Annotated in this window: 18 protein-coding genes; 15 read left to right on the forward strand and 3 right to left on the reverse strand. The window is 71.7% G+C overall.

From position 1 onward, the window contains the following. Positions 1-85: 85 nt before the first annotated feature. Entirely contained in the window at positions 86-838 is a 753-nt protein-coding gene (locus tag OHA98_RS09975; RefSeq protein WP_266924368.1) for a DUF4190 domain-containing protein, read from the forward strand. A 105-nt stretch (positions 839-943) separates the two neighbouring features. On the opposite strand, the gene OHA98_RS09980 is transcribed toward OHA98_RS09975, so the two are convergent. Next, entirely contained in the window at positions 944-1,501 is a 558-nt protein-coding gene (locus OHA98_RS09980; RefSeq protein ID WP_266924370.1) for an NADAR family protein, read from the reverse strand. 206 nt (positions 1,502-1,707) lie between these two features. Here OHA98_RS09980 and OHA98_RS09985 point away from each other — a divergent pair, with 206 nt between their 5' ends. The 8 genes from OHA98_RS09985 (at position 1,708) to OHA98_RS10020 (ending at position 11,489) form a co-directional block, all read left to right on the forward strand. Beyond that, a complete protein-coding gene (locus tag OHA98_RS09985) occupies positions 1,708-3,222 on the forward strand; it encodes a gamma-aminobutyraldehyde dehydrogenase (RefSeq protein WP_266924372.1) in 1,515 nt (504 codons plus the stop codon). 47 nt (positions 3,223-3,269) lie between these two features. After that, positions 3,270-4,520 (forward strand): PotD/PotF family extracellular solute-binding protein, encoded by a 1,251-nt coding sequence (locus OHA98_RS09990; RefSeq protein ID WP_266924374.1) that lies wholly within the window; start codon positions 3,270-3,272, stop codon positions 4,518-4,520. 87 nt (positions 4,521-4,607) lie between these two features. Beyond that, on the forward strand, positions 4,608-5,759 hold the full coding sequence (locus tag OHA98_RS09995) for an ABC transporter ATP-binding protein (protein WP_266924375.1): 1,152 nt from the start codon (positions 4,608-4,610) through the stop codon (positions 5,757-5,759). Then, a complete protein-coding gene (locus OHA98_RS10000) occupies positions 5,756-6,694 on the forward strand; it encodes an ABC transporter permease (protein WP_266924377.1) in 939 nt (312 codons plus the stop codon). Before OHA98_RS09995 ends, OHA98_RS10000 begins: the two co-directional genes overlap by 4 nt. After that, positions 6,694-7,497 carry an ABC transporter permease gene (locus tag OHA98_RS10005; protein ID WP_266924379.1) on the forward strand — a complete coding sequence of 268 codons (804 nt, stop codon included), beginning with the start codon at positions 6,694-6,696 and terminating at the stop codon, positions 7,495-7,497. Before OHA98_RS10000 ends, OHA98_RS10005 begins: the two co-directional genes overlap by 1 nt. Before the next feature lie 23 nt (positions 7,498-7,520). Further along, a complete protein-coding gene (locus OHA98_RS10010; RefSeq protein WP_266924381.1) occupies positions 7,521-8,936 on the forward strand; it encodes an FAD-binding oxidoreductase in 1,416 nt (471 codons plus the stop codon). A 137-nt stretch (positions 8,937-9,073) separates the two neighbouring features. After that, positions 9,074-9,556: a hypothetical protein gene (locus tag OHA98_RS10015; protein ID WP_266924383.1), complete on the forward strand. Its 483-nt coding sequence runs from the start codon at positions 9,074-9,076 to the stop codon at positions 9,554-9,556. Positions 9,557-9,665: 109 nt separating this feature from the next. Beyond that, positions 9,666-11,489: a chitinase gene (locus tag OHA98_RS10020; RefSeq protein ID WP_266924385.1), complete on the forward strand. Its 1,824-nt coding sequence runs from the start codon at positions 9,666-9,668 to the stop codon at positions 11,487-11,489. On the opposite strand, the gene OHA98_RS10025 is transcribed toward OHA98_RS10020, so the two are convergent. Together OHA98_RS10025 and gabT are read right to left on the reverse strand one after the other, a co-directional pair. Further along, complete coding sequence (locus tag OHA98_RS10025) at positions 11,440-12,270, reverse strand: phosphatase PAP2 family protein (RefSeq protein WP_266924387.1); 831 nt, start codon at positions 12,268-12,270, stop codon at positions 11,440-11,442. The genes OHA98_RS10020 and OHA98_RS10025 overlap by 50 nt on opposite strands. 148 nt (positions 12,271-12,418) lie before the next feature. Continuing rightward, positions 12,419-13,759, reverse strand: a complete 1,341-nt coding sequence (gene gabT / locus OHA98_RS10030; protein WP_266924388.1) for a 4-aminobutyrate--2-oxoglutarate transaminase — start codon at positions 13,757-13,759, stop codon at positions 12,419-12,421. A gap of 243 nt (positions 13,760-14,002) precedes the next feature. Between gabT and OHA98_RS10035 the strand changes: the two genes are divergently transcribed. The 6 genes from OHA98_RS10035 to OHA98_RS10060 all read left to right on the forward strand — a co-directional run bounded on the left by OHA98_RS10035 (position 14,003) and on the right by OHA98_RS10060 (position 23,868). Continuing rightward, the gene (locus OHA98_RS10035) at positions 14,003-16,366 is read left to right on the forward strand and encodes an ATP/GTP-binding protein (protein WP_266924390.1); all 2,364 of its coding nucleotides are present in this window, start codon (positions 14,003-14,005) and stop codon (positions 16,364-16,366) included. A gap of 99 nt (positions 16,367-16,465) precedes the next feature. Beyond that, entirely contained in the window at positions 16,466-18,049 is a 1,584-nt protein-coding gene (locus OHA98_RS10040; protein ID WP_266924393.1) for a PucR family transcriptional regulator, read from the forward strand. Between the two features lie 180 nt (positions 18,050-18,229). Beyond that, entirely contained in the window at positions 18,230-19,675 is a 1,446-nt protein-coding gene (locus OHA98_RS10045; RefSeq protein ID WP_266924395.1) for an aldehyde dehydrogenase family protein, read from the forward strand. A gap of 235 nt (positions 19,676-19,910) precedes the next feature. Next, the gene (locus OHA98_RS10050) at positions 19,911-21,857 is read left to right on the forward strand and encodes an acyl-CoA dehydrogenase family protein (protein ID WP_266924397.1); all 1,947 of its coding nucleotides are present in this window, start codon (positions 19,911-19,913) and stop codon (positions 21,855-21,857) included. A gap of 94 nt (positions 21,858-21,951) precedes the next feature. Then, entirely contained in the window at positions 21,952-23,208 is a 1,257-nt protein-coding gene (aroA, locus tag OHA98_RS10055; protein ID WP_266924399.1) for a 3-phosphoshikimate 1-carboxyvinyltransferase, read from the forward strand. 54 nt (positions 23,209-23,262) lie between these two features. Beyond that, positions 23,263-23,868, forward strand: coding sequence for a nucleotidyltransferase family protein (locus OHA98_RS10060; RefSeq protein ID WP_266927839.1), 606 nt, complete (start codon positions 23,263-23,265; stop codon positions 23,866-23,868). Positions 23,869-23,871: the final 3 nt, after the last annotated feature.

Raw genomic sequence — 23,871 nt, forward strand, 5'->3', positions numbered from 1 at the left:
TCACCGGCTGCACCGATCATCGTAGGCGGGGCCCGGTGGCCCGGGGCCGGGCCGTAGCATGACGGGACCACGATGGGGGAGGCCCATGTCAGACAACAGAGAGCAGCCCGGCGGCGGACCCGCGCCGCGCGATCCGTGGGCGCCGCCGGACAGCAGGGTGGATCTGGGGAAGCAGCCCGCCGACGCCCGTCCGCCCGCAGTGCACGACCAGCCGACGGTGACGTCGATGCCGGGCGCCGGAACGGGCCCCGGGGACGGGACCGGTCCGATACCGGCAGCGGGGACCGGACCGATACCGGTGGCGGGGAGCGGGCCGGTCCCGGGCACCGGTGGCTTCGGCCCGTCGCCCGCCGACGTACCGCCGCCGCCGATCGCTCCGAACGGCCCCGGACAGATGCCGGGTCCGCCCGGTCCGCCCGCCGGTCACTACGGCTACCCGGCACCGCCCGCGCAGCCGTACGGCGGCTACCCGGGGTACAACGCCTTCGGCGGCCAGCCCGCCTGGGGCCCGGCGCCGTCGAACGGCCTGGGCACCGCCGCCCTGGTGCTCGGCATCATCTCGGTGGTCGCCTTCTGCATGTGGGGCGTCGGCGCCCTGCTCGGCATCCTCGCGCTGACCTTCGGCATCATCGGCCGGGGCCGCGCGCAGCGGGGTGAGGCGAACAACGGAGGCATGGCACTCGCGGGGATCATCCTGGGATCGATCGGCACCCTGATCGGCGCCGCGTTCCTCGGCTTCCTCATCTGGGCCGTGGCCAGCGGCGAGTCCAGCAGCGGCGAGGACATCTACGAGGACGACCCCTTCGCCACGTCCCTGGTCGTCGACGTCACCCGGTAGGACGGGGGGCACCGCGCGGCCGGCCCGTACACCGGCCGGCCCGTATCGGCCGTCGCCGCCCGTGCGGGGCCGGGAGTGATTCCCGGACCCGGACGGGCGGCGGTGTCATGCCGCGTCCCGGTCGCGCAGCCGCGTCCGCGCCTCCATCAGCGCGAAGCCCAGCAGATTCAGCCCGCGCCACTGCTGCGGGCGCTCCGCCCGCTCGTCGTCCGCGGCGAGGCCGATGCCCCAGATCCGGTCCATGGGGCTCGCCTCCACCAGCACCCGCTCCCCGGTGCTCAGCAGGAACTCGCACAGGTCCGGGTCCTGGCCGAACTTGTGGACGCTGCCCTCGACCACCAGCGGGAAGCGCTCGCGCACCCAGGTGTCCTCGTCGAAGCCGCGCACCAGCCGGCCGGCCTTCTTCGCCGCCGCCGGGCTGCTCGCCTCCAGGGCCTCACGCTCCGCCGCCGCGTCGCCGAAGAGCCGCGCCTTGCCGGCCATCATCCAGTGCTCGGCCGTCGGGTAGGTCACCGAATCCACCGTGAACGGCGAGGGCCACCACTGGCTGAGACAACTCGGTCCGAGGGTGCCGTCGGGACGGGGGCGGTGGCCCCAGAACGGCAGGTACTTCACCCGCCTCCCGCGGGCCAGACCGGCCAGAAGGTCATCAATCCGTTCCATGACAGGTGAGTCTGGCATCCGCCACTGACACTCCGTACGGGGATTTCCGCACCGACACGACACATGGTCGACAGATTCCGTCGCGTAACCAAAAGGCAACAACGGAATCACTTGTTGGGCTCAGGTCCCTCTGTCAGGATCGGCACTCAATTCACGAAGAATCTACGCCGGTCCCGCCCAGCGGGCACGCGGCGGAGGAGAACGTCATGGGCAACGGCATCCAGGTGCAGGACCACTTCGCGAAGGGTGCGCAGTTCATCGGCGGCGAACTGCTTCCCGGTACATCGGGACGCCACCACGAAGTGGTGAATCCGGCGACGGGCGAAACCGTCCACCGCTACGAGCTCGCGGGTACCGACGACGTGGACGCGGCTGTCGCCGCCGCCCGCGCGGCCTTCCCCGGCTGGTCCGGTGCCACCCCGGCCGAGCGCTCCGAGGCGCTGCACCGGTTCGCGGCGGTCCTCGCCGAGCGGGCCGACGACTTCGCGTACGCCGAGTCGCTCCAGTGCGGCAAGCCGGTCAAGCTCTCCACCGAGTTCGACGTGCCCGGCACGATCGACAACACCTCGTTCTTCGCGGGCGCCGCCCGGCATCTGGAGGGCAGGTCCGCGGCCGAGTACGACGGTGACCACACCTCCTACGTACGCCGTGAGGCGATCGGGGTCATCGGCTCCATCGCTCCCTGGAACTACCCGCTCCAGATGGCCGCCTGGAAGATCCTCCCGGCCGTCGCGGCGGGCAACACCATCGTGCTGAAGCCCGCCGAGATCACCCCGCTGACCTCGCTGATGTTCGCGCAGGCGGCCACCGAGGCGGGCATCCCCGACGGGGTGATCAACGTCGTCACGGGCGCGGGCAAGGACGCGGGCGAGCACCTCGTGGGCCACCCGGACGTCGTGATGACCTCCTTCACCGGTTCCACCGCCGTCGGGAAGCGCGTCGCGGAGATCGCCACCTCCACCGTCAAGCGCCTCCACCTCGAACTCGGCGGCAAGGCCCCCTTCCTGGTCTTCGACGACGCCGACCTCGAAGCCGCGGTCAACGGCGCGGTCGCCGGCGCGCTCATCAACACCGGCCAGGACTGCACCGCCGCCACCCGCGCCTATGTCCAGCGCCCGCTGTACGACACCTTCGTGCGGGAGGTCGCCGCGCTGATGGAGACCGTGCGGCTCGGCGACCCCTTCGACCCGTCGACCGACCTCGGCCCGCTGATCAGCCACGCCCAGCGCGACCGGGTCGCCGGATTCGTCGAGCGGGCCCGCGCGTACGCCACCGTCGTCACCGGCGGCGAGGCACCCGGCGGCGACCTCGCCGCGGGCGCCTACTACCGGCCGACCCTGATCGCGGACGCCGCGCAGGACAGCGAGATCGTCCAGTCGGAGATCTTCGGCCCGGTCCTGGTGGTGCTGCCCTTCGACACCGACGACGAGGGCATCGCCCTGGCCAACGACACCCCCTACGGGCTCGCCGCCTCCGCCTGGACCCGCGATCTGTACCGCGCGGGCCGCGCCACCCGCGAGATCAAGGCGGGCTGTGTCTGGATCAACGACCACATCCCGATCATCAGCGAGATGCCGCACGGCGGATACAAGGCCAGCGGCTTCGGCAAGGACATGTCCTCGTACTCCTTCGAGGAGTACACGCAGGTCAAGCACGTCATGTACGACAACACCGCGGTGGCCCGGAAGGACTGGCACCGCACGATCTTCGGGGACCGATAGCAGCCGCCGCCGACCAGCGGCCACACCCACCCGAAAGGGCAACGCGTATGGAGAGTTACGAGCCCGGCCGCCTCTCACCGCCTCAGCTGGCGGCCATGAGGCGGAGCCTGACCACCGGCCGGGGCGCCCTCACCCGCCGTTCACTGCTGCGCGCCTCCGGCATGGGCGCACTCGCGCTCGGAGGGCTCGGCACGCTCGGCGCGTGCGGTATCCCGCCCGCCAAACGGGCGGACGGCGGGGCGGCGTCCTCCGACGACCACTCGGCCGAGGAGAAGCAGGTCACCTTCTCCAACTGGACCGAATACATGGACGTCGGCGAGGACGACAAGGGCCGCCCCACCCTGGAGGCGTTCACCGAACGCACCGGGATCAGGGTCAAGTACACCGAGGACATCAACGACAACGTCGAGTTCTTCGGGAAGATCAAGCCGCAGCTGGCGGCCGGTCAGGACACCGGGCGCGACCTCATCTGCGTCACCGACTGGCTGGCCGCCCGCATGATCCGGCTCGGCTGGGTGCAGAAGCTCGACCCGGCGAACCTGCCGCACGCGTTCGCCAACCTCTCCTCCCAGTTCCGCACCCCCGACTGGGACCCGGGCCGTGCCTACTCCTACCCCTGGACCGGCATCCCCGCCGTCATCGCCTACAACGTGAAGGCGACCGGCGGCCGCAAGGTCGACTCCATCACCCAGCTGCTGGACGACCCCAAGCTCAAGGGCAAGGTCTCCTTCCTCTCCGAGATGCGCGACTCGGTCGGGCTGACGCTGCTCGACATGGGCAAGGACCCCGGGAACTTCACCGACGCCGACTACGACGCCGCGATCGGGCGCATCCAGAAGGGCGTCGACAAGAAGCAGATCCGCCGCTTCACCGGGAACGACTACACCGCGGATCTGAGCAAGGGCGACATCGCCGCCTGTGTCGCCTGGGCCGGTGACATCATCCAGCTCCAGGCCGACAACCCGGACATCGAGTACGCCATCCCGGCCGCCGGCTACATCACCTCCACCGACAACCTGCTCGTCCCCGCGCAGGCCCGGCACCGGACCAACGCCGAGAAGCTCATCGACCACTACTACGAGCCGAAGGTCGCCGCCCAGCTCGCCGCGTACATCAACTACGTGTGCCCCGTCGACGGCGTACGCGACGAACTCGCCCGGATCGACGAGTCGATGGCCTCCAACACCCTGATCCTCCCCGACAAGGAGATGGCGGCGAAGTCCCGCTCCTTCCGCTCGCTGAGCACGGAGGAAGAGACGGCGTACGAAGAGAAGTTCGCCAAGCTCATCGGAGCCTGAGCCGGCCGCCGGCGCCTCCCGTGCCGGCGGGCCCCTCGTGCGCCCCCTTCCCCGATCTCTCCCCCGAACACACTGGGACCGCGACCCATGACACAGCAGCAGACAGCGGGCGGCGACGTCCGCCTCTCCGGGATCAGCAAGACCTACGGCTCCTTCACCGCCGTACAGCCGCTCGATCTGACCGTTCCGCAGGGCTCCTTCTTCGCGCTGCTCGGCGCGTCCGGCTGCGGCAAGACCACCACCCTGCGCATGATCGCGGGCCTGGAGGAGGCGACCACCGGCACCGTCTCGCTCGGCGGCGTGGACATCACCGGCCTGCCCCCCTACAAGCGGCCCGTCAACACCGTCTTCCAGAGCTACGCGCTCTTCCCGCACCTGGACATCACCGAGAACATCGCCTTCGGACTGCGCCGGCGCCGCATCAAGTCCGTGCGGAAACAGGTCGACGACATGCTGGAACTCGTCCAGCTCGGCGACTTCGCCCGCCGCAAGCCGCACCAGCTCTCCGGCGGCCAGCAGCAGCGCGTCGCCGTGGCCCGCGCGCTCATCAACCACCCGCAGGTGCTCCTGCTCGACGAGCCGCTCGGCGCCCTCGACCTCAAGCTGCGCCGCCAGATGCAGCTGGAACTCAAGCGGATCCAGACCGAGGTCGGCATCACGTTCGTCCATGTCACCCACGACCAGGAAGAGGCCATGACCATGGCCGACACCGTCGCGGTGATGAACGGCGGCCGGGTCGAACAGCTCGGCGCACCCGCCGATCTGTACGAGAACCCGCGGACGACCTTCGTCGCGAACTTCCTCGGCACCTCGAACCTCATCGAGGGCGAGATCCTCTCCACCGGCGAGGACCTCGTCGTCTCGGCGGGCGGCGGGAAGCTCAGGCTGCCCGGCGGCCGGTGTTCGGCCCCGGCGGAGAACGGCGGCAGGATCCTCCTGGGCGTCCGCCCCGAGAAGATCTCCCTCGCGCACGCCGACGACGCCGGCTCCATAGCCGACGGCCGCAACCGCGTCACCGGCAAGATCGTCGACTCCAGCTTCATCGGCGTCTCCACCCAGTACGTGGTGCGCAGCGCCACGGGCCAGGCGCTCCACGTCTACGAGCAGAACGTCGAGCGGCGCGCGGGGCTCGCCCCCGGAGCCGAGGTCGTCCTGCACTGGAACCCCGCCCACACCTTCGGCCTCGGGGCCGACCAGGACATCGACGCCGGTGTGGAGAGCGTGGAGGACGCGGCGTGAGTGTCACCGACGCGCCTCCCGCGAAGACCGCCGAGCCGCAGCCGCGCAAGCCCTCCGTCCGCAAGCCCTCCACCCGCAGGCGGCTCGTCCCGTACTGGCTGCTGCTCCCCGGCATCCTGTGGCTCGTCGTCTTCTTCGCCCTGCCGCTCGTCTACCAGGCGTCGACCTCCGTACAGACCGGGTCCCTGGAGAAGGGCTTCGAGGTCACCTGGCACTTCGCGACCTACTGGGACGCGCTGCGGGACTACTACCCGCAGTTCATCCGCTCCCTGCTCTACGCGGGCACCGCCACGATCCTGTGCCTGCTGCTCGGCTATCCGCTCGCGTATCTGATCGCGTTCAAGGCGGGCCGCTGGCGCAACCTGGTACTGGTGCTGGTCATCGCCCCGTTCTTCACCAGCTTCCTCATCCGTACGCTGGCCTGGAAGACGATCCTCGCGGACGGCGGCGCGGTCGTCGACGTCCTGAACACCCTGCACGTCCTGGACGTCACCAGCTGGCTCGGCTGGACCGAGTCCAACCGTGTGCTGGCCACCCCGATGGCCGTTGTCTGCGGTCTGACGTACAACTTCCTGCCGTTCATGATCCTGCCGCTCTACACCTCGCTGGAGCGGATCGACGGCCGGCTCCACGAGGCGGCCGGCGATCTGTACGCCACCCCCGCCACCACCTTCCGCAAGGTGACGTTCCCGCTGTCCATGCCGGGGGTCGTCTCGGGGACCCTGCTGACCTTCATCCCGGCCAGCGGTGACTACGTCAACGCGGAACTGCTCGGCTCCACCGACACCAAGATGGTCGGCAGCGTCATCCAGACCCAGTTCCTGCGGGTCCTGGACTATCCGACGGCCGCCGCGCTCTCGTTCATCCTCATGGCGATCGTCCTGCTGATGGTCACCGTCTACATCCGCCGCTCCGGGACGGAGGACCTGGTCTGATGCCCGTACTGCGCTGGCTTCGCCGCAATCTGATCGTCATCGCGGGTCTGCTGACCCTCGCGTACATGATCCTGCCGAACATCGTCGTGATGGTGTTCTCGTTCAACAAGCCGAACGGGCGCTTCAACTACGCCTGGCAGCGGTTCTCGCTGGACGCCTGGAAGGACCCGTGCGGGGTCGCCGACCTGTGCGGCTCGCTCTCGCTCTCCCTCCAGATCGCCGCCTGGGCCACCGTCGGCGCGACGGTGCTCGGCACGATGATCGCCTTCGCGCTGGTCCGCTACCGCTTCCGGGCGCGCGGCGCGATCAACTCGCTGATCTTCCTGCCGATGGCGATGCCCGAGGTCGTCATGGCCGCGTCGCTGCTCACGCTCTTCCTCAACATGGGCGCCGAGCTGGGCTTCTGGACCGTGCTGATCGCCCACATCATGTTCTGCCTGAGCTTTGTGGTGACGGCGGTCAAGGCACGGGTGATGTCGATGGACCCGCGGCTGGAGGAAGCGGCCCGCGACCTCTACGCGGGGCCCGTCCAGACCTTCGTCCGGGTGACCCTGCCGATCGCGGCCCCCGGAATCGCCGCGGGCGCGCTGCTCGCCTTCGCGCTCTCCTTCGACGATTTCATCATCACCAATTTCAACGCGGGCTCGACCGTGACCTTCCCCATGTTCGTCTGGGGATCGGCACAGCGCGGCACGCCCGTGCAGATCAACGTCATCGGCACCGCGATGTTCGTCATTGCGGTATTGGTGGTACTCGCCGGCCAGCTCGTCGCGAACCGGCGGAAGAACAGCGCGAAGAACTGAAAGTCCCGAAGGAGTTGGAAACCATGGCCCCAGCTGCCATGCGTAGTGCCGCACAATCCCTCTCCGGCGCGAAGCCGGTCTCCTACTGGCTCGACGACCCCGCCAGGCCACAGGCGCTCCCCGCCCTCACCGGCGACGAACGGACCGACCTGCTCGTCATCGGCGGCGGCTACAGCGGACTGTGGACCGCGCTCCTGGCCAAGGAGCGCGACCCCCAGCGCGATGTCGTCCTGATCGAGGGGCACGAGGTGGGCTGGGCCGCCTCGGGGCGCAACGGCGGATTCTGCGCCGCCTCCCTCACCCACGGCCTGCCCAACGGCCTGGAGCGCTGGCCGGACGAGATCGGGAGGCTGGAGGAGCTGGGCGCACAGAACCTCGACGCCATCGAGGCGGCCGTCGCCCGCTACGGCATCGACTGCGAGTTCGAGCGGACCGGCGAGATCGATGTCGCCACCGAACCGCACCAGCTCGAAGAGCTGCGGGAATGGCACCGGGAGGCCACGGAACGGGGCTTCACCGGGCTGGAATTCCTCGACCGCGACGCGCTGCGCGCCGAGGTCGACTCACCCACCTTCCTGGGCGGGCTCTGGGACCGGCGCGGGGTCGCGATGCTGCACCCCGCCAAGCTGGCCTGGGGCCTGAAACAGGCCTGCCTCGGCCTCGGCGTACGGATCCACGAGCACACCCGTGCCCTCGAACTCGCCCGTACGGGCTCCGGAATGGCGGTACGCACCCCCTACGGGCGGGTCTTCGCCCGCCGGGTCGCGCTCGGCACGAACATCTTCCCCTCGCTCGTCAAGCGGGTCCGCCCCTACACCGTGCCGGTCTACGACTACGCGCTGATGACCGAACCGCTCACCCCCGAGCAGCTCGCCTCCATCGGCTGGAAGAACCGTCAGGGACTCGGCGACAGCGCCAATCAGTTCCACTATTTCCGGCTCTCCGCGGACCATCGCATTCTGTGGGGCGGCTATGACGCGATCTATCCGTACGGGGGCCGGCTCAGCGCCGATCTGGACCAGCGCCCGGAGACCTTCCTGAAGCTCGCGGACCAGTTCTTCACCTGTTTTCCGCAGCTTTCCGGGCTGAATTTCTCGCATGCCTGGGGAGGTGCCATCGACACCTGTTCCCGCTTCTCCGCCTTTTTCGGGACGGCCCATCAGGGGCGCGTCGCGTATGCCGCCGGATATACCGGGCTGGGTGTCGGGGCGACCCGTTTCGGGGCGGATGTGATGCTCGATCTGCTGTCCGGCGAGCGCACCGGGCTGACCGAGCTGGAGATGGTCCGCTCCAAGCCGATGCCGTTCCCGCCGGAGCCCTTCGCCTGGGCCGGTATCGAGCTCACCAAGCGGTCCCTGGCCCGTGCCGACAGCCATGGCGGACACCGCAATCTGTGGCTGCGGACCATGGACCGGCTGGGGCTCGGATTCGACAGCTGAGCTGCGCCGATGCCGCTGTGACCCACTTCACTACCGACGAGTAGCGAAACCCGCGTCATGATCCGGGCCCGGCCCTCTCTCGCTCGTGTACGCACCGGCGGGACCCTGCCGGTGCCCATGGAACGGGAAGGCGGATCATGACTGACTCGGGGGTAAAGGCGGCGGTGCAGTGGCTCGTGTCCGTGGCACCGGACCCGGCCGCGTGCCGGTGGGAATGGGAGCGCAATCCTCACGGGATCGCGCTCCTTCCCGCCGGAAAGTGCTGGGACGTACTGATTCTGCCGGGCGGGCTGGGGCGTCCGGCGCTCGATGTGCTCACCCGTCTCGTCGACCGGCCCGGCCCGGTGCTCGCCGACTTCGGTGACGCCCGGCTGGGCTTCTTCGTACCGCCGGGCACCGTGTCGCGCTGGCTCGGAACCGGCGTACGGGGGGCGGGCCGGGGCACCTGGATCGTCGTCCCGTACCCGGGGCGGGCGGCCGGGGGAGTGCGCTGGGTGATCCCGCCCGACGGCTCGGGGACGCTCGTCGACGCGACCCTGCTGGAACTCGCGATGCACGAGGCCGCGGGGGCGGCGGCGCTCGGCGGCGGGGGCGGAGCCGAGGGGCGACAGGGCGGCTGAGGCGGGAAGGGCGTGGCACCCGAGTGGCGCCAGAGGTCTTGACAACCTGATTGGTCTGGACCATGTTGTGCGCACGCCACGCCCAATTCCCCCCTGCACGGAGGCTGTTGTGGAACGCACGGGACCCCCCGCCCGATATTCCGGACTTCTGGCCGCATTCTCGGCCGCCCTGCTCGCCGCCGGCACGCTGGTCGCCTCGGCGCCCGCGGCCGGCGCGGCTGATGCCGACCTGGCGCGAAACGGCGGTTTCGAGGCGGGCCTGGACGGCTGGAGCTGTACCGGCGGCAGCGGAGCCGCAGTCAGTACGCCGGTGCACAGCGGCACCTCCGCGCTGCGGGCCACCCCGGCCGGCGGCGACAACGCCAAGTGCTCCCAGACGGTGACGGTCAAGCCCGACTCCACGTACACGCTCAGCGCCTGGGTGCAGGGTTCCTACGTCTACCTCGGCGCGGCCGGCACCGGCACCACCGACGTGTCCACCTGGACCCAGTCCGCCGGAGCGTGGAAGCAGCTCACCACCACCTTCAGGACCGGGCCCGCCACCACCTCGGTGAGCGTCTACACCCACGGCTGGTTCGGTACTCCCGCCTACTACGCCGACGACCTCACCCTGGTCGGTCCGGGCGGCGACCCCGTCGCGCTCCCGTCCGTGCCCGCCGGGCTGAAGGCCGGAGCGCCCACCTCGTCCTCCGTGCCCCTGTCCTGGACGGCCGCCACCGGCGCCACCGGCTACCACGTGTACCGGGGCGGTACGAAGGTGGCCTTGGTCACCGGCACCTCCACCACGGTGACGGGCCTGACCGCCTCGACCGCGTACAGCTTCCAGGTCGCCGCGACCAACGCCGCCGGGGAGTCCGCGAAGTCGGCCGCCGTCACCGCGACCACCACCGCGGGCGGAGGCGGCGGTGACGCCGGGCTCCCGGCCCACGCGCTCGTCGGCTACCTCCACTCCAGCTTCGCCAACGGCTCGGGCTACACGCGGATGGCGGACGTGCCCGCCTCCTGGGACGTCATCAACCTCGCCTTCGGCGAGCCGACCTCGGTCACCTCCGGCGACATCCGCTTCTCGCTGTGCCCCGTGACCGAATGCCCGAACGTCGAGTCCGAGGCGGAGTTCAAGGCCGCCATCAAGGCCAAGCAGGCCGCGGGCAAGAAGGTGCTGATCTCCATCGGCGGCCAGAACGGCCAGGTGCAGCTCTCCACCACCGCCGCCCGTGACGCCTTCGTCTCGTCGGTGTCCAAGATCATCGACACCTATGGCCTGGACGGCCTGGACATCGACTTCGAGGGCCACTCCCTCTCGCTGAACACCGGTGACACCGACTTCCGCAGCCCGACGTCCCCGGTCATCGTCAACCTGATCTCCGCGGTGAAGTCCCTCAAGGCCAAGTACGGCTCCGACTTCGTCCTCACCATGGCGCCGGAGACCTTCTTCGTACAGCTCGGCTACCAGTACTACGGCTCCGGCCCCTGGGGCGGCCAGGACCCGCGCGCCGGTGCCTACCTCCCGGTCATCCACGCCCTGCGGGACGATCTGACCCTGCTGCACGTCCAGGACTACAACTCGGGCTCCATCATGGGCCTGGACAACCAGTACCACTCGATGGGCGGCGCCGACTTCCACATCGCCATGACGGACATGCTGCTCACCGGCTTCCCGGTGGCGGGCGACCAGGCGAAGGTCTTCCCGGCGCTCCGTCCCGAGCAGGTCGCCTTCGGCCTGCCCGCCTCGACCCAGGCGGGCAACGGGCACACCTCGCCCGCCGAGGTCACCAAGGCGCTGAACTGCCTGACGAAGAAGACCGACTGCGGTTCGTACCGGACCCACGGCACCTGGTCGGGGCTGCGCGGACTGATGACCTGGTCGATCAACTGGGACCGCTTCAACAACTGGGAGTTCTCGAAGAACTTCGACGCGTACTTCGGCGGCTGACCCGCTCCAGTCCCGCCCGGAGTACCAGCAGCAGCACCCCGCTCAGGCACCAGCTGCCGACCACGTCCAGTGGCCAGTGGTAGCCGCGCAGCACCAGGCCGATGCTCGTCGCCGCCGTCAGCAGGACGGCGGCCACGGGCATCGGCCATGAGCGCTTCGCATACGGGACCAGCAGCAGGGCCGCCGCGCCGTACGCCACCGCGGCGGTCGCCGTATGGCCGGAGGGGTAGTAGCCGGTCGCCTCGGTCAGGGGGCCCTGGCGGTCGGTCCAGATCTTCAGCGGGACGACCAGCGCCGGTACGGCCGCCATGGTGAGGACCGCGTACAACGGCTCGCGCCGGGCGCCGCGGACCAGGGCGAAGACGATCGCGCAGGCCAGTACCGGCAGGGCGATCCGCATACCGCCGAGGTCGGAGAGGGCGTCGGTGAACCCGGCGGAGCCCCGCCCCGCCAGGGCCCGGCCGATCCGCTCGTCGGGGGCGAGCAGGGGGCCGTCGGCCACGACCTGCCAGGTGATGAGCGCGAAGACGCTCAGCAGCACCGACATCCGGACAACGAGAGAAGCCGGCCACCCGGGAACAGGGGGGGTTGTTCCGGGATGGCCGGCCGGATCGGTTCGCCGCGCGCCCCGGGGGGTGTGGGGCGAGCGGCCGTCCGATCGGTGAGAAGTCCCGGAGCCAGAGGCTCCGGTGGTGTGCGCGAAGGCACGACCGGGTCCGTGCTGGGGAAGCCCCGGCCCGGCATCGCCCGCAGTCCCCTGCGGGCGAGGTGTTTCTCTCATCTGCAGAAACCGTACGGCAGCCGGAGTGCGACCGACAGTCGGAACCCGGTCCCGCCATCGGCCCCGCACACCTTCTTCACAGGCCCACACGCGCGCCGCGTCCAGCCCCGGAGAAAGTCCCGCATTCTCGGCCTGAGGTTCGATTTGATCAGGCCTTGGCGAACGCCTGCTCGATGATGTCGAGCCCCTCGTTCAGCAGGTCCTCGCCGATGACGAGCGGCGGCAGGAAGCGCAGCACATTGCCGTACGTGCCACAGGTGAGGACCAGCAGCCCCTCGGCATGGCAGGCCTTGGCCAGCGCGCCGGCGGCCTCCGGGTTCGGGTCCTTCGTACCGGACTTCACCAGCTCGATCGCGATCATGGCACCGCGGCCGCGGATGTCACCGATGATGTCGCCGTTCGGGAGCTTCGCCCGCATCTCGGCGAGGCGTCCCTTCATGACCTCCTCGATGCGCCGGGCCTTCCCGTTCAGGTCCAGCTCGCGCATGGTCTCGATCGCGCCGAGCGCGCCCGCGCAGGCGACCGGGTTACCGCCGTACGTGCCGCCCAGGCCGCCGGCGTGCGCGGCGTCCATGATCTCGGCGCGGCCGGTGACGGCGGACAGCGGCAGGCCGCCCGCGATGCCCTTGGCGGTGGTGATCAGGTCCGGGACGATGCCCTCGTCCTCGCAGGCGAACCACTGGCCGGTACGGCAGAAGCCGGACTGGATCTCGTCCGCGACGAACACGATGCCGTTGTCCTTGGCGAACCGGGCGATCGCCGGGAGGAAGCCCTTGGCGGGCTCGATGAAGCCGCCCTCGCCGAGGACCGGCTCGATGATGATCGCGGCGACGTTGTCCGCGCCGATCTGCTTGGTGATCTCGTCGATGGCCTGGGCGGAGGCCTCGGCGCCGGCGTTCTCGGCACCGGTCGGCCAGCGGTAGCCGTAGGCGACCGGGACCCGGTAGACCTCGGGCGCGAACGGACCGAAGCCCTGCTTGTACGGCATGTTCTTCGCCGTCAGCGCCATCGTGAGGTTCGTCCGGCCGTGGTAGCCGTGGTCGAAGACGACGACCGCGGTGCGCCTGGTGTAGGCGCGGGCGATCTTCACCGCGTTCTCGACGGCCTCGGCACCCGAGTTGAACAGCGCGGACTTCTTCGCGTGGTCGCCCGGCGTCAGCTCGGCGAGCTGCTCGCAGACCTCGACGTACCCCTCGTACGGCGTGACCATGAAACAGGTGTGGGTGAAGTCGGCGAGCTGCGCGGACGCGCGGCGTACGACGGCCTCGGCGGAGGCGCCCACCGACGTCACGGCGATACCGGAACCGAAGTCGATCAGCCGGTTGCCGTCCACGTCCTCGATGATGCCGCCACCGGCGCGGGCGGTGAACACCGGCAGGGTGGAGCCCACACCTGCGGCGACCGCCGCGACACGGCGAGCCTGCAGCTCGGCCGACTTCGGGCCGGGGATGGCGGTGACGACGCGGCGCTCCTGCGGAATTGCGGTCATGAGGGGCTCCTGGGGGGTGTTTCGGACGCTTCCTCGTGCAGGCTAGGGGTGCCGCGACGGAGCGGGCATGCTCCGATCGGGAGTGGTGGGCGCGTGTCCTTGTCCGTCGCGGACAGATGCCGGTGCGCGGGTGCCGGGGAGCGCCCGTCGTACGGATCCGGACGCCTGGCTGAACTACCCGTGCGCGCGCACTAGATTGACCGGGGCAGTGGACGGACCTGGCTGGTCAGGGGGCAACGGTTCATGAACGACGAAGGCACGCACCACGCACGGGGCACGAGTGCGAAACGTGTGCCAGGACCCACCCCGCCACCCCTGCCGTCCCTGCCGCCCCGGGTGGGGCCCGGGGACGGGGGCACCCCGCTGGGGGAGTGGCTGCGCACCCCGCGCCGGCCCCAGGCCCCGGGTGTCTGGCGGTACGGCCACATCCCGCGCCCGCCCGAGCGGCCCGAGGGCGTCTCCGACCGCTCACTGGTGGTCGGCGTGGTGATCTCGCTGCTCTCCGGCCTGCTCCTGTGGTCGCTCTGGCGCAACGGCTACATCCCCTACCGGCTGATCCCGGTCAAACTCTTCACGCCGGGCGACTGGTGGTACGCGGGGAGCTTCGGCGGCCCCGCGACGGTCGAGGGGGCCCGTGCCCTCACGGTGTACGAGGCCCTCCTCTTCGGCCTCCTCGTCTACGGCTGCGGGCGCCTGGGCAACTGGCCCGAGCTCTTCCGGCGCCATGTGGCGAGCCGGGGGCAGCCCTCCCTCGCGGTGGCGGCGGCGCTCGCCGCCGGACTGGCCCAGCTCCTCGTCTGGAAGGACGCCGTGCCGGTCCTCCGGCCCGCGCTGATCCTGGCCGCCGCCGTCGTGGGCGGCGAGAACTTCCAGAGCCAGACGGTCGTGAACCTGGTCTACACGCTGATCGCCGCCGCGGTGCTCTGGCCGTTCGCCCGGCTGGGCCGCTGGCGCGAACTGGCCGCCGACCGCCTCGGCCGCCGCTCCGCCGCGCGGGGCGGGGACGCGGAGCTCTCCGTACCGGCACAGCTCGCCGCACCCACCCCCGACCGCTGGCCCGAGCTGCGGGACGCCGGGTGGACCGACGCCGCCGACACCCTCACCGCCGAGGTGCGCACCGGCCGTATGAACGACGTCGACTGCGCCCGGCTGCGCCACGCCTGGGCCGTCGGCCGGGACCACCCCGACCGGCTCGCCGCGCTCGGCGAGGCCGTACTGCGCGACGGGGGCGCCGCCGCACTGCACCCCTCGGGCAGCCGCGACCTGCCCCGGCGCACCGCGCAGCACGATCTGCTCACCGGGCAGGTCCGGATCGGCCGCTGCGCGGACGACGCGCACAACCCGTACGCCCGCCGGGGCTCGGGCCTGGCACTGGAACCCGCGCTGCTGGGCACCTCGCTGCTGGCGGTCGGGCCGCCCGGGGCCGGCAAGTCCGACCGGCTGGTGCGCCCGGTCGTCGAGTCCCTCGCCCTCCAGGCCCTGGCCGGGAAGGCGGCGCTGGTCGCCGTCGGCGGCAGGGGCGCCCCGCTCGGCCCCGACGACGCCTACGACGTCGTCGTGAAGATCGGTGACCCGGCGTCCGGCCACGACTTCGACCTGTACGGCGGTACGACCGACCCCGACGAGGCCGCGGCCGTGCTCGCGGAGGGGCTGGCCGGTGATGTCGGCAGCCTCGACAGCCGGCGCGCCGCGACCGTCCTGGCCCAGCTGCTCGGCCCCTACCGCACCGCCCACGGCCACTTCCCCGGCGTCCCCGAACTGCGCGAACTCCTCGACGGCGGCCCGGCCGCGCTCACCGCGCTGCGGGCGGCACTCGAAGCGGGCGGGCACGGCGCGATGCTGCGCGAGCTGGACGCCCGCGCCCGGCAGGCGGGCGGCGCGGGAGACCCCGCGCCGGCGCTCGCCGACCGGATCGCCCTGCTCGACCGGCCCGCGTTCGCCGGGTTCTTCACCACCGGCGGCGGGGCCCGCGTCTTCTCCCTGCGCTCCCTGGAGCAGTATCCGCTGCGGGTCCGCGTGGACCTTCCCGAGCGCGGCCACGCGGAGGCCTCCCGGCTGCTCACCCGGCTGCTGCTCGCCCAGTTCAACGCCGTCGCCGCGGCTCGTACCGACCGCTCGCTGTTCGCCGGACTCGTCCTGGACGACGCCACCCACGCCGTCACCGCCGAGACCGTCCGGGGCATCCGGCGCCTGCGGTCGGTGAACGCGGGCGTGGTCCTGGCCCTGCGGACCATCGACGACGTCCCCGAGACGCTGCACACCCCGCTGCTCGGCGCGGTCGGCTGCAGCATGGCCTTCTCCGGCATCACCACCTGGGACGGCAAACGGTTCACGGAGGCCTGGGGCAAGGAGTGGGTGGAGACCCGCGAGGTCGCCCAGCACACCGTCTTCGCCGACCAGCCGTTCACCCGGGCGCTGCACGCGCTGCGCAAGCTCGTCACCGGCAAGGCCGTGACCAGGGACGCCGTGACCGTACGGCAGGTCGAGCGGGAGCGCTGGTCGGCCTCGGAGCTGGCCTACTCCGTTCCGGCCGGGCACGCGGTGCTCTCGCTGACCACGGTGGCGGGGGAGCACGCGCCCCCGCTCCTGGTGGAGCTCGGTGGCTGAGAGCGGTTCCAGGCACCCTGCCGCCCTGGCAGAATCGAAGGCAGCCGTTCATACGGGACGGCGAAATCGACACCATCGACCTCTGAGGGTTCCGGTCCCATGCCCCCTACTCTCGCCTCGCTCATCAAGCATCCGGCGCTCAGGCTCACGGTGCGCGCGGGGGCGGACCGGCTCGGTACCCCGGTGCGCTGGGCGCACGCCAGCGAACTCGCCGACCCCGTGCCGTACATGGACGGCGGCGAGCTCCTGCTCGTCACCGCCACCAACCTCGACGCCGAGGACGCCGAGGCGATGCGCCGGTATGTGCGGCGGCTGGCGGGCGCCGGAGTCGCCGGCGTCGGCTTCGCGGTCGGCGTCACCTACGAGGACATCCCCCAGGCACTCGTCGACGCCGCCGAGGAGGCCGGGATGCCGCTGCTCGAAGTCCCGCGCCGCACCCCGTTCATCGCCATCAGCAAGGCCGTCTCCGCCGCCATCGCCGCCGACCAGTACCGCGCCGTCACCGCGGGCTTCGAGGCCCAGCGGGAACTGACCCGGGCCGCGCTCGCCGGGGACGGACCCGCCGGGCTGCTCACGCGGCTCGCCGCGCACATCGACGGCTGGGCCGCCCTGTACGACACCTCCGGGGCGGTCGTCGCCGCCGCGCCGGACTGGGCCGCCCGCCGGGCCGCGCGCCTCACCGCGGACGTGGAGCGCCTGCGCGAGCGGCCCGCCCCGGCCAGCGTGGTCGTCGGCGACAGCGACGACCGGGTCGAGCTCCAGTCGCTGGGCACCGGACGGCGCGCCCGCGGCGCCCTCGCCGTCGGCACGGGCGCGGCGCTCGGCACCGCCGAACGGTACGCCGTGCACTCGGCCGTCGCCCTGCTCACCCTCACCACCGCCCGCTCCCGCTCGCTCCAGGGCGCCGAACAGCGCCTCGGCGCGGCGGTCCTGCGGATGCTGCTCGCCGGGCAGCCCGACCACGCGCGGGCCGTCGCCGGGGACCTGTACGGCGGGCTGCTGGACGCGCCCTTCCGGCTGCTGATCGCGGAGACCGCCGAACCGGCCGGCTCCGAACCGCTCGCCGAGGCCATGGAGTCCGCGGCCTCCCGGTCCGGCGAGTCGCTGCTCATGGTGCCCGAGGGCGACCGCCTGGTGGTCCTGGCGGCGGACGGCGGCGCGGCCGTCGCCGCCTGCACCGCGTATGCCGAGGCACAGGACGCGCGCCCGGCGCGCGAGCCGGGCGCGGAAGAGGGGGAGGTGGTCGTGGGGCTCTCCGCCCCCGCCGGACCGATCGCCGTGTCCGCCGCGTACAAGCAGGCCGAACAGTCCCTCTCGGTCGCCCGCCGCAGGGGCCGGGCGCTGGTCGAGCACGAGGAACTGGCGACCGGCTCGGTGCTGCCGCTGCTCGCCGACGACGCGGTACGGGCGTTCGCCGACGGGATGCTCCGCGCGCTGTACGAGCACGACGCCAAGGGCCGCGGCGACCTCGTCGCCTCCCTGCGCGCCTGGCTCTCCCGGCACGGCCAGTGGGACGCGGCCGCCGCCGACCTGGGGGTGCACCGGCACACGCTGCGCTACCGGATGCGCCGGGTGGAGGAGATCCTGGGCCGCTCGCTCGACGACCCGGACGTCCGGATGGAGCTCTGGCTGGCGCTGAAGGCGACGACGGCGGGGTCGACGGCGGGGCCCGTACCGGGGTGACCGGCAGGCCGTCCGCGCTGTGCCCCGCGGCCGCCTCGACAATTCGTAGCACGGTCCCTTCCGTGTGCTCCATGTCGGACAAACGTCCTGAGTGCTCCGCCGCCCTAACGTGGGACACCAGTGGGAAGCCCTCCGGGTGCCCGCGAACTCCGTCACGACCTCCGAAGGGCCGGAACCGCCATGACTTCCACCCACGCCTTCTGGCTGGCCGGCCGCCGGGCCACCGGCGAGGACAGCTTCGACGTCACCAATTCCTACGACGGCCGTCTCGTCGGCACGGTCAGCGTGCCGACCGACGCGCAGGTCGAGGAGGCCGTCGCCGCCGCGCACGCCGTGCGCGAGGAGTTCGCCGCGACCCCGGCGCATGTCCGGGCCGCCGCGCTCGACCATGTCGTCCGGCGCCTCGGGGAGCGCACCGAGGAGATCGCCCAGCTGATCTCGGCCGAGAACGGCAAGCCCATCAAGTGGGCCCGCGGCGAGGTCGGCCGCGCCGTCTCCGTGTTCCGCTTCGCCGCCGAGGAGGCCCGCCGCTTCAACGGGGGCGACGCCCAGCGGCTGGACACCGACGCCGGCGGCACCGGCCGACTGGGGCTCACCCGGCGCTTCCCGCGCGGCGCCGTCCTCGGTATCGCGCCGTTCAACTTCCCGCTCAACCTGAGCGCGCACAAGGTCGCCCCGGCCATCGCCGTCGGCGCCCCGATCATCCTGAAGCCCGCCCCGGCCACCCCGATCTCCTCGCTGATCCTCGGCGAACTGCTGGCCGAGACCGACCTCCCGGCCGGTTCCTGGTCCGTGCTGACGGTGCCCAACGAGAAGATGCCCGCCCTGGTCCAGGACGAGCGGCTGCCCGTGATCTCGTTCACCGGCTCGGGCCCGGTCGGCTACTCGATCATGGAGTCGGTGCCCCGCAAGCACTGCACCCTGGAGCTGGGCGGCAACGGCGCGGCGGTCGTCCTCGGCGACTACGCCTCCGAAGCCGACCTGGACTGGGCCGCGACCCGCATCGCGACCTTCTCCAACTACCAGGGCGGCCAGTCCTGCATCTCGGTGCAGCGCGTCATCGCCGACGCCTCGGTCCACGACCGGCTGCTCCCGAAGATCGTCTCCGCCGTCGAGGCGCTGGTCACCGGCGACCCCGCCGACGCCACCACCGACGTCGGCCCGCTGGTCAGCGAGGACGCGGCCAAGCGCGTCGAGTCCTGGGTCGACGAGGCCGTCGCCGCCGGGGCCGAGCTGCTGACGGGCGGCAAGCGCGACGGGGCCACCTACGCCCCCACCGTGCTCACCGGCCTCCCCGCCGATGTGAAGCTCTCCTGCGAAGAGGTCTTCGGCCCGGTCATGTCCATCCAGAAGGTGGACGGCGAGGCCGAGGCGTTCGCCGCCGTCAACTCCTCCAAGTACGGCCTTCAGGCAGGCGTCTTCACCCACGACCTGCAGACCGCCTTCCGCGCCCACCGCGCCCTGGAGGTGGGCGGCGTGATCATCGGCGACGTCCCCTCGTACCGCGCGGACCAGATGCCGTACGGCGGAGCCAAGCAGTCCGGCGTCGGCCGCGAAGGTGTGCGCTACGCGATGGACGACTACACCTACGAGCGCGTCCTGGTCCTCACCGGCCTGGCCCTCTAGGGCCCTCAGGAGCCACCCGCCCGCATTCCGCCTGGACAGCACGACGGCGGGCGGGGGAACGCGAACGGCCCGAACCCACTGTGCGGGGGCTCGGGCCCTTCGCGTTCCCTGCCCCACCGGTGGTGGGCCCGGCCTGGATCGGGTAGATACGGACAAGTAGTACCGAGTCCATTGGTACACGTAGAAATCCGTATGTTCCGGTCCATCGGCCCTCACGCGGCGAGGTGAGCTCCTCATGTCCGCCCCACCCCACACGTCCGAGATCCCCCGAGTCACCGAGCGCGAAGCGCGCCGCGTGGCCGAGGCCGCCCGCGAGCAGGACTGGCGCAGGCCGAGCTTCGCCAAGGAGCTCTTCCTGGGCCGCTTCCGGCTCGACCTGATCCACCCGCACCCCCTGCCGCCCCCGGACGACGTCCGGCGCGGCGAGGAGTTCCTGGCCCGGCTGCGCGCATTCTGCGAGACGCGCGTCGACGGAGCCCTGATCGAGCGCGAGGCGAAGATCCCCGACGAGGTGATCAACGGGCTCAAGGAACTCGGCGCGCTCGGCATGAAGATCGACACGAAGTACGGCGGTCTCGGCCTCACCCAGGTGTACTACAACAAGGCGCTCGCCCTCGTCGGATCGGCCAGCCCCTCGCTCGGCGCGCTGCTCTCGGCCCATCAGTCGATCGGCGTACCGCAGCCACTGAAGATCTTCGGCACCCAGGAACAGAAGGACACCTTCCTGCCCCGGCTGGCCCGCACCGACATCTCGGCCTTCCTCCTCACCGAACCCGACGTCGGCTCCGACCCGGCCAGGCTCGCCACCTCCGCCGTCCCCGAGGGCGACGACTACGTCCTGGACGGCGTGAAGCTGTGGACCACCAACGGGGTCGTGGCCGATCTGCTGGTCGTCATGGCCAGGGTGCCCGAGTCCGAGGGGCACCAGGGCGGCATCACCGCGTTCGTCGTCGAGGCGGACTCCCCGGGCATCACCGTGGAGAACCGCAACGCCTTCATGGGACTGCGCGGCATCGAGAACGGTGTGACCCGCTTCCACCGCGTCCGTGTCCCCGCCGCCCACCGGATCGGCCCCGAGGGCGCCGGTCTCAAGATCGCCCTCACCACGCTCAACACCGGCCGCCTCTCACTGCCCGCCATGTGCGTCGGCGCCGGGAAGTGGAGCCTGAAGATCGCCCGTGAATGGTCGGCCGTACGCGAACAGTGGGGCAGGCCGGTCGCCCGGCACGAAGCGGTCGGCGCGAAGATCTCCTTCATCGCCGCCACCACGTTCGCGCTGGAGGCCGTCGTCGACCTCTCCTCCCAGATGGCCGACGAGAACCGCAACGACATCCGGATCGAGGCCGCCCTCGCCAAGCTGTACGGCTCCGAGATGGGCTGCCTGATCGCCGACGAACTGGTCCAGATCCGCGGCGGCCGCGGCTTCGAGACCGCCGACTCCCTGGCCGCCCGGGGCGAACGGGCCGTCCCGGCCGAGCAGCTCCTGCGCGACCTGCGGATCAACCGGATCTTCGAGGGCTCCACCGAGATCATGCACCTGCTGATCGCCCGGGAGGCCGTCGACGCCCATCTGAAGGTCGCGGGCGACCTCATCGACCCGGACAAACCGCTGTCGGCCAAGGCCAGGGCGGGCGCCAACGCCGCCGGGTTCTACGCCCGCTGGCTCCCCGGACTGGTCGCCGGACCGGGCCAGCTCCCGCGGACCTACGGCGAGTTCCACCCCGCGGGCCACCCCGACCTCTCCGCCCACCTGCGCTACGTCGAACGCTCCGCCCGCAAACTGGCCCGGTCCACCTTCTACGCGATGTCCCGCTGGCAGGGCCGGATGGAGACCAAACAGGGCTTCCTCGGCCGGATCGTCGACATCGGCGCCGAACTCTTCGCGATGAGCGCCGCCTGCGTGCGCGCCGAACTGCTGCGCACGAGCGGCGACCACGGCCGGGAGGCGTACCAGCTCGCCGACGCCTTCTGCCACCAGTCCCGGATCCGGGCCGAGGAGCTCTTCACCCGCCTCTGGTCCAACACCGACGACCTCGACCGCCGGGTGGTCGACGGCGTGCTGGCCGGTACGTACACCTGGCTGGAGGAGGGCGTCGTCGACCCGAGCGGCGACGGCCCCTGGATCGCCGACGCCACCCCGGGAGCGTCCACGAAGGAGAACCTGCACCGGCCGATCCGCTGAGCGGCGGGTCCCCGCGGGGACAGCCCGGAAGGGACGCGTCCACCCGCCGGACGCGTCCCGCCCGGCCGCCCGGCACACGGCAGAATGACGGACCGTGACCGTCATCGACATCCCCGGCTCCAAGTCCGTCACCGCGCGCGCCCTCTTCCTGGCCGCCGCGGCGAAGGGCACCACCACCCTCCTGCGCCCCCTGCGCTCGGACGACACCGAGGGCTTCACCGAAGGGCTGGACCGCCTCGGGTACGCGGTCACCCGCGAAGCGGACCGCTGGCACATCGAGGGCCGCCCGGCCGGGCCCGCCGCCACCGACGCCGACGTCTACTGCCGGGACGGCGCCACCACCGCCCGCTTCCTGCCCACCCTCGCGGCGGCCGCCGCCTCCGGAACGTACCGCTTCGACGCCTCCGCACAGATGCGCCGCCGCCCGCTCGCCCCGCTCACCGAGGCGCTGCGCACCCTCGGTGTGGACCTGCGGCACGACGGGGCCGAGGGCCACCACCCGCTGACCATCCGCTCCGCCGGCATCAGGGGCGGCGAACTGACCCTGGACGCCGGGGAGTCGTCGCAGTACCTCACGGCCCTGCTGATGCTCGGCCCGCTCACCGCCGAGGGCCTGCGGATCGAGGTCACCGAGCTGGTCTCGGCGCCGTACATCGAGATCACCCTCGCGATGATGCGGAGCTTCGGCGTCGAGGTCGCCCGTCGGGGGAACACTTTCACCGTCCCGCCCGGCGGCTACCGGGCCACCACCTACGCCGTGGAGCCCGACGCGTCCACCGCGAGCTACTTCTTCGCCGCGGCGGCCCTCGCCGGCCGTGAGGTCACCGTCCCCGGGCTCGGCACCGGCGCGCTCCAGGGCGATCTGCGCTTCGCCGACGTCCTGCGGCGGATGGGCGCCGAGGTCCGCACGACGGCCGACGGCACCACCGTCCGCTCCGACGGAACCCTGCGCGGGCTCACCGTCAACATGCGCGACATCTCCGACACCATGCCGACGCTCGCCGCCATCGCGCCCTACGCGGACGCGCCGGTACGGATCGAGGACGTCGCCAACACCCGGGTCAAGGAGTGCGACCGGCTGGAGGCGTGCGCCGGGAACCTGCGCCGCATGGGCATCACCGTTCACACCGGCCACGACTGGATCGAGATCCACCCCGGCACCCCGCGGCCCACGGAGATCGCCACGCACGGCGATCACCGCATCGTCATGTCGTTCGCGGTCGCCGGACTGCGGACGCGGGGCCTGACGTACGACGACCCCGGCTGTGTCCGCAAGACGTTCCCGCAGTTCCACGAGGTCTTCGCCGGATTCGCGGGACCGGCCGGGGGACGGACGGACACCGCCGGCTGAGGTTTCCGGGGCCCGCCGTCCGGGGCCCGCCGTCCGGGGCCCGCCGTCCGGGGCCTGCCGTCCGGGGGTCCGGGGCCCGGGGCCCGTTCCCGTCTCCGTGCGCCGCTCCCACCCGATCGGAAAACGCTCGGGTCCGCCCGCCCCCGGACGGCTACGCTCACGTCCATGATGTCCCGCGACGATCTTCTGTCCGTCCTCGCTCTGCTGCGCGACGCGGGCACCGATGTGGTGCTCGGCGGAGGCTGGGGCATCGACGCCCTGCTCGGCGAGCAGACCCGCGAACACCGCGATGCCGATCTCCTGCACGACCGCGAGCAGGAGCCCGCCCTCATCGCCGCTCTGACGGCGGCCGGATACACCGAGACGCTCGACCGGCGCCCCGCGCGCTTCGTCTACAGCCACCCCTCGGGTCTGGAGATCGACCTGCACCCGCTGGCGTACGCCCCCGACGGCTCGGCGGTCCAGTCCTCGCTCGACCCCGCGGAGCCCTACCGCTACCCGGCCGAGTGCTTCGTCACCGGCACCGTCGGGGGCACCGAGGTGCGCTGCCTCTCGGCCGAGCAGCAGGTGCTGTTCCACCAGGGCTACGAGCCGGCCGACCGGGACCGCCAGGACATGGAGCGGCTGCGCCTGAGGTTCGGCGTCGAGGCGCACATCTGAACC

Source organism: Streptomyces sp. NBC_00654 (genome assembly GCF_026341775.1).
Lineage (GTDB): Bacteria > Actinomycetota > Actinomycetes > Streptomycetales > Streptomycetaceae > Streptomyces.

Coding starts and splice junctions, on each gene's coding strand:
- OHA98_RS10010 (WP_266924381.1), top strand. CDS start 7,521: ATGGCCCCAGCTGCCATGCGTAGTGCCGCACAATCCCTCTCCGGCGCG.
- gabT (WP_266924388.1), bottom strand. CDS start 13,759: ATGACCGCAATTCCGCAGGAGCGCCGCGTCGTCACCGCCATCCCCGGC.
- OHA98_RS09975 (WP_266924368.1), top strand. CDS start 86: ATGTCAGACAACAGAGAGCAGCCCGGCGGCGGACCCGCGCCGCGCGAT.
- OHA98_RS10045 (WP_266924395.1), top strand. CDS start 18,230: ATGACTTCCACCCACGCCTTCTGGCTGGCCGGCCGCCGGGCCACCGGC.
- OHA98_RS09995 (WP_266924375.1), top strand. CDS start 4,608: ATGACACAGCAGCAGACAGCGGGCGGCGACGTCCGCCTCTCCGGGATC.
- OHA98_RS10050 (WP_266924397.1), top strand. CDS start 19,911: ATGTCCGCCCCACCCCACACGTCCGAGATCCCCCGAGTCACCGAGCGC.
- OHA98_RS09980 (WP_266924370.1), bottom strand. CDS start 1,501: ATGGAACGGATTGATGACCTTCTGGCCGGTCTGGCCCGCGGGAGGCGG.
- OHA98_RS10015 (WP_266924383.1), top strand. CDS start 9,074: ATGACTGACTCGGGGGTAAAGGCGGCGGTGCAGTGGCTCGTGTCCGTG.
- OHA98_RS09985 (WP_266924372.1), top strand. CDS start 1,708: ATGGGCAACGGCATCCAGGTGCAGGACCACTTCGCGAAGGGTGCGCAG.
- OHA98_RS10040 (WP_266924393.1), top strand. CDS start 16,466: ATGCCCCCTACTCTCGCCTCGCTCATCAAGCATCCGGCGCTCAGGCTC.
- OHA98_RS10035 (WP_266924390.1), top strand. CDS start 14,003: ATGAACGACGAAGGCACGCACCACGCACGGGGCACGAGTGCGAAACGT.
- OHA98_RS09990 (WP_266924374.1), top strand. CDS start 3,270: ATGGAGAGTTACGAGCCCGGCCGCCTCTCACCGCCTCAGCTGGCGGCC.
- OHA98_RS10005 (WP_266924379.1), top strand. CDS start 6,694: ATGCCCGTACTGCGCTGGCTTCGCCGCAATCTGATCGTCATCGCGGGT.
- OHA98_RS10025 (WP_266924387.1), bottom strand. CDS start 12,270: ATGAGAGAAACACCTCGCCCGCAGGGGACTGCGGGCGATGCCGGGCCG.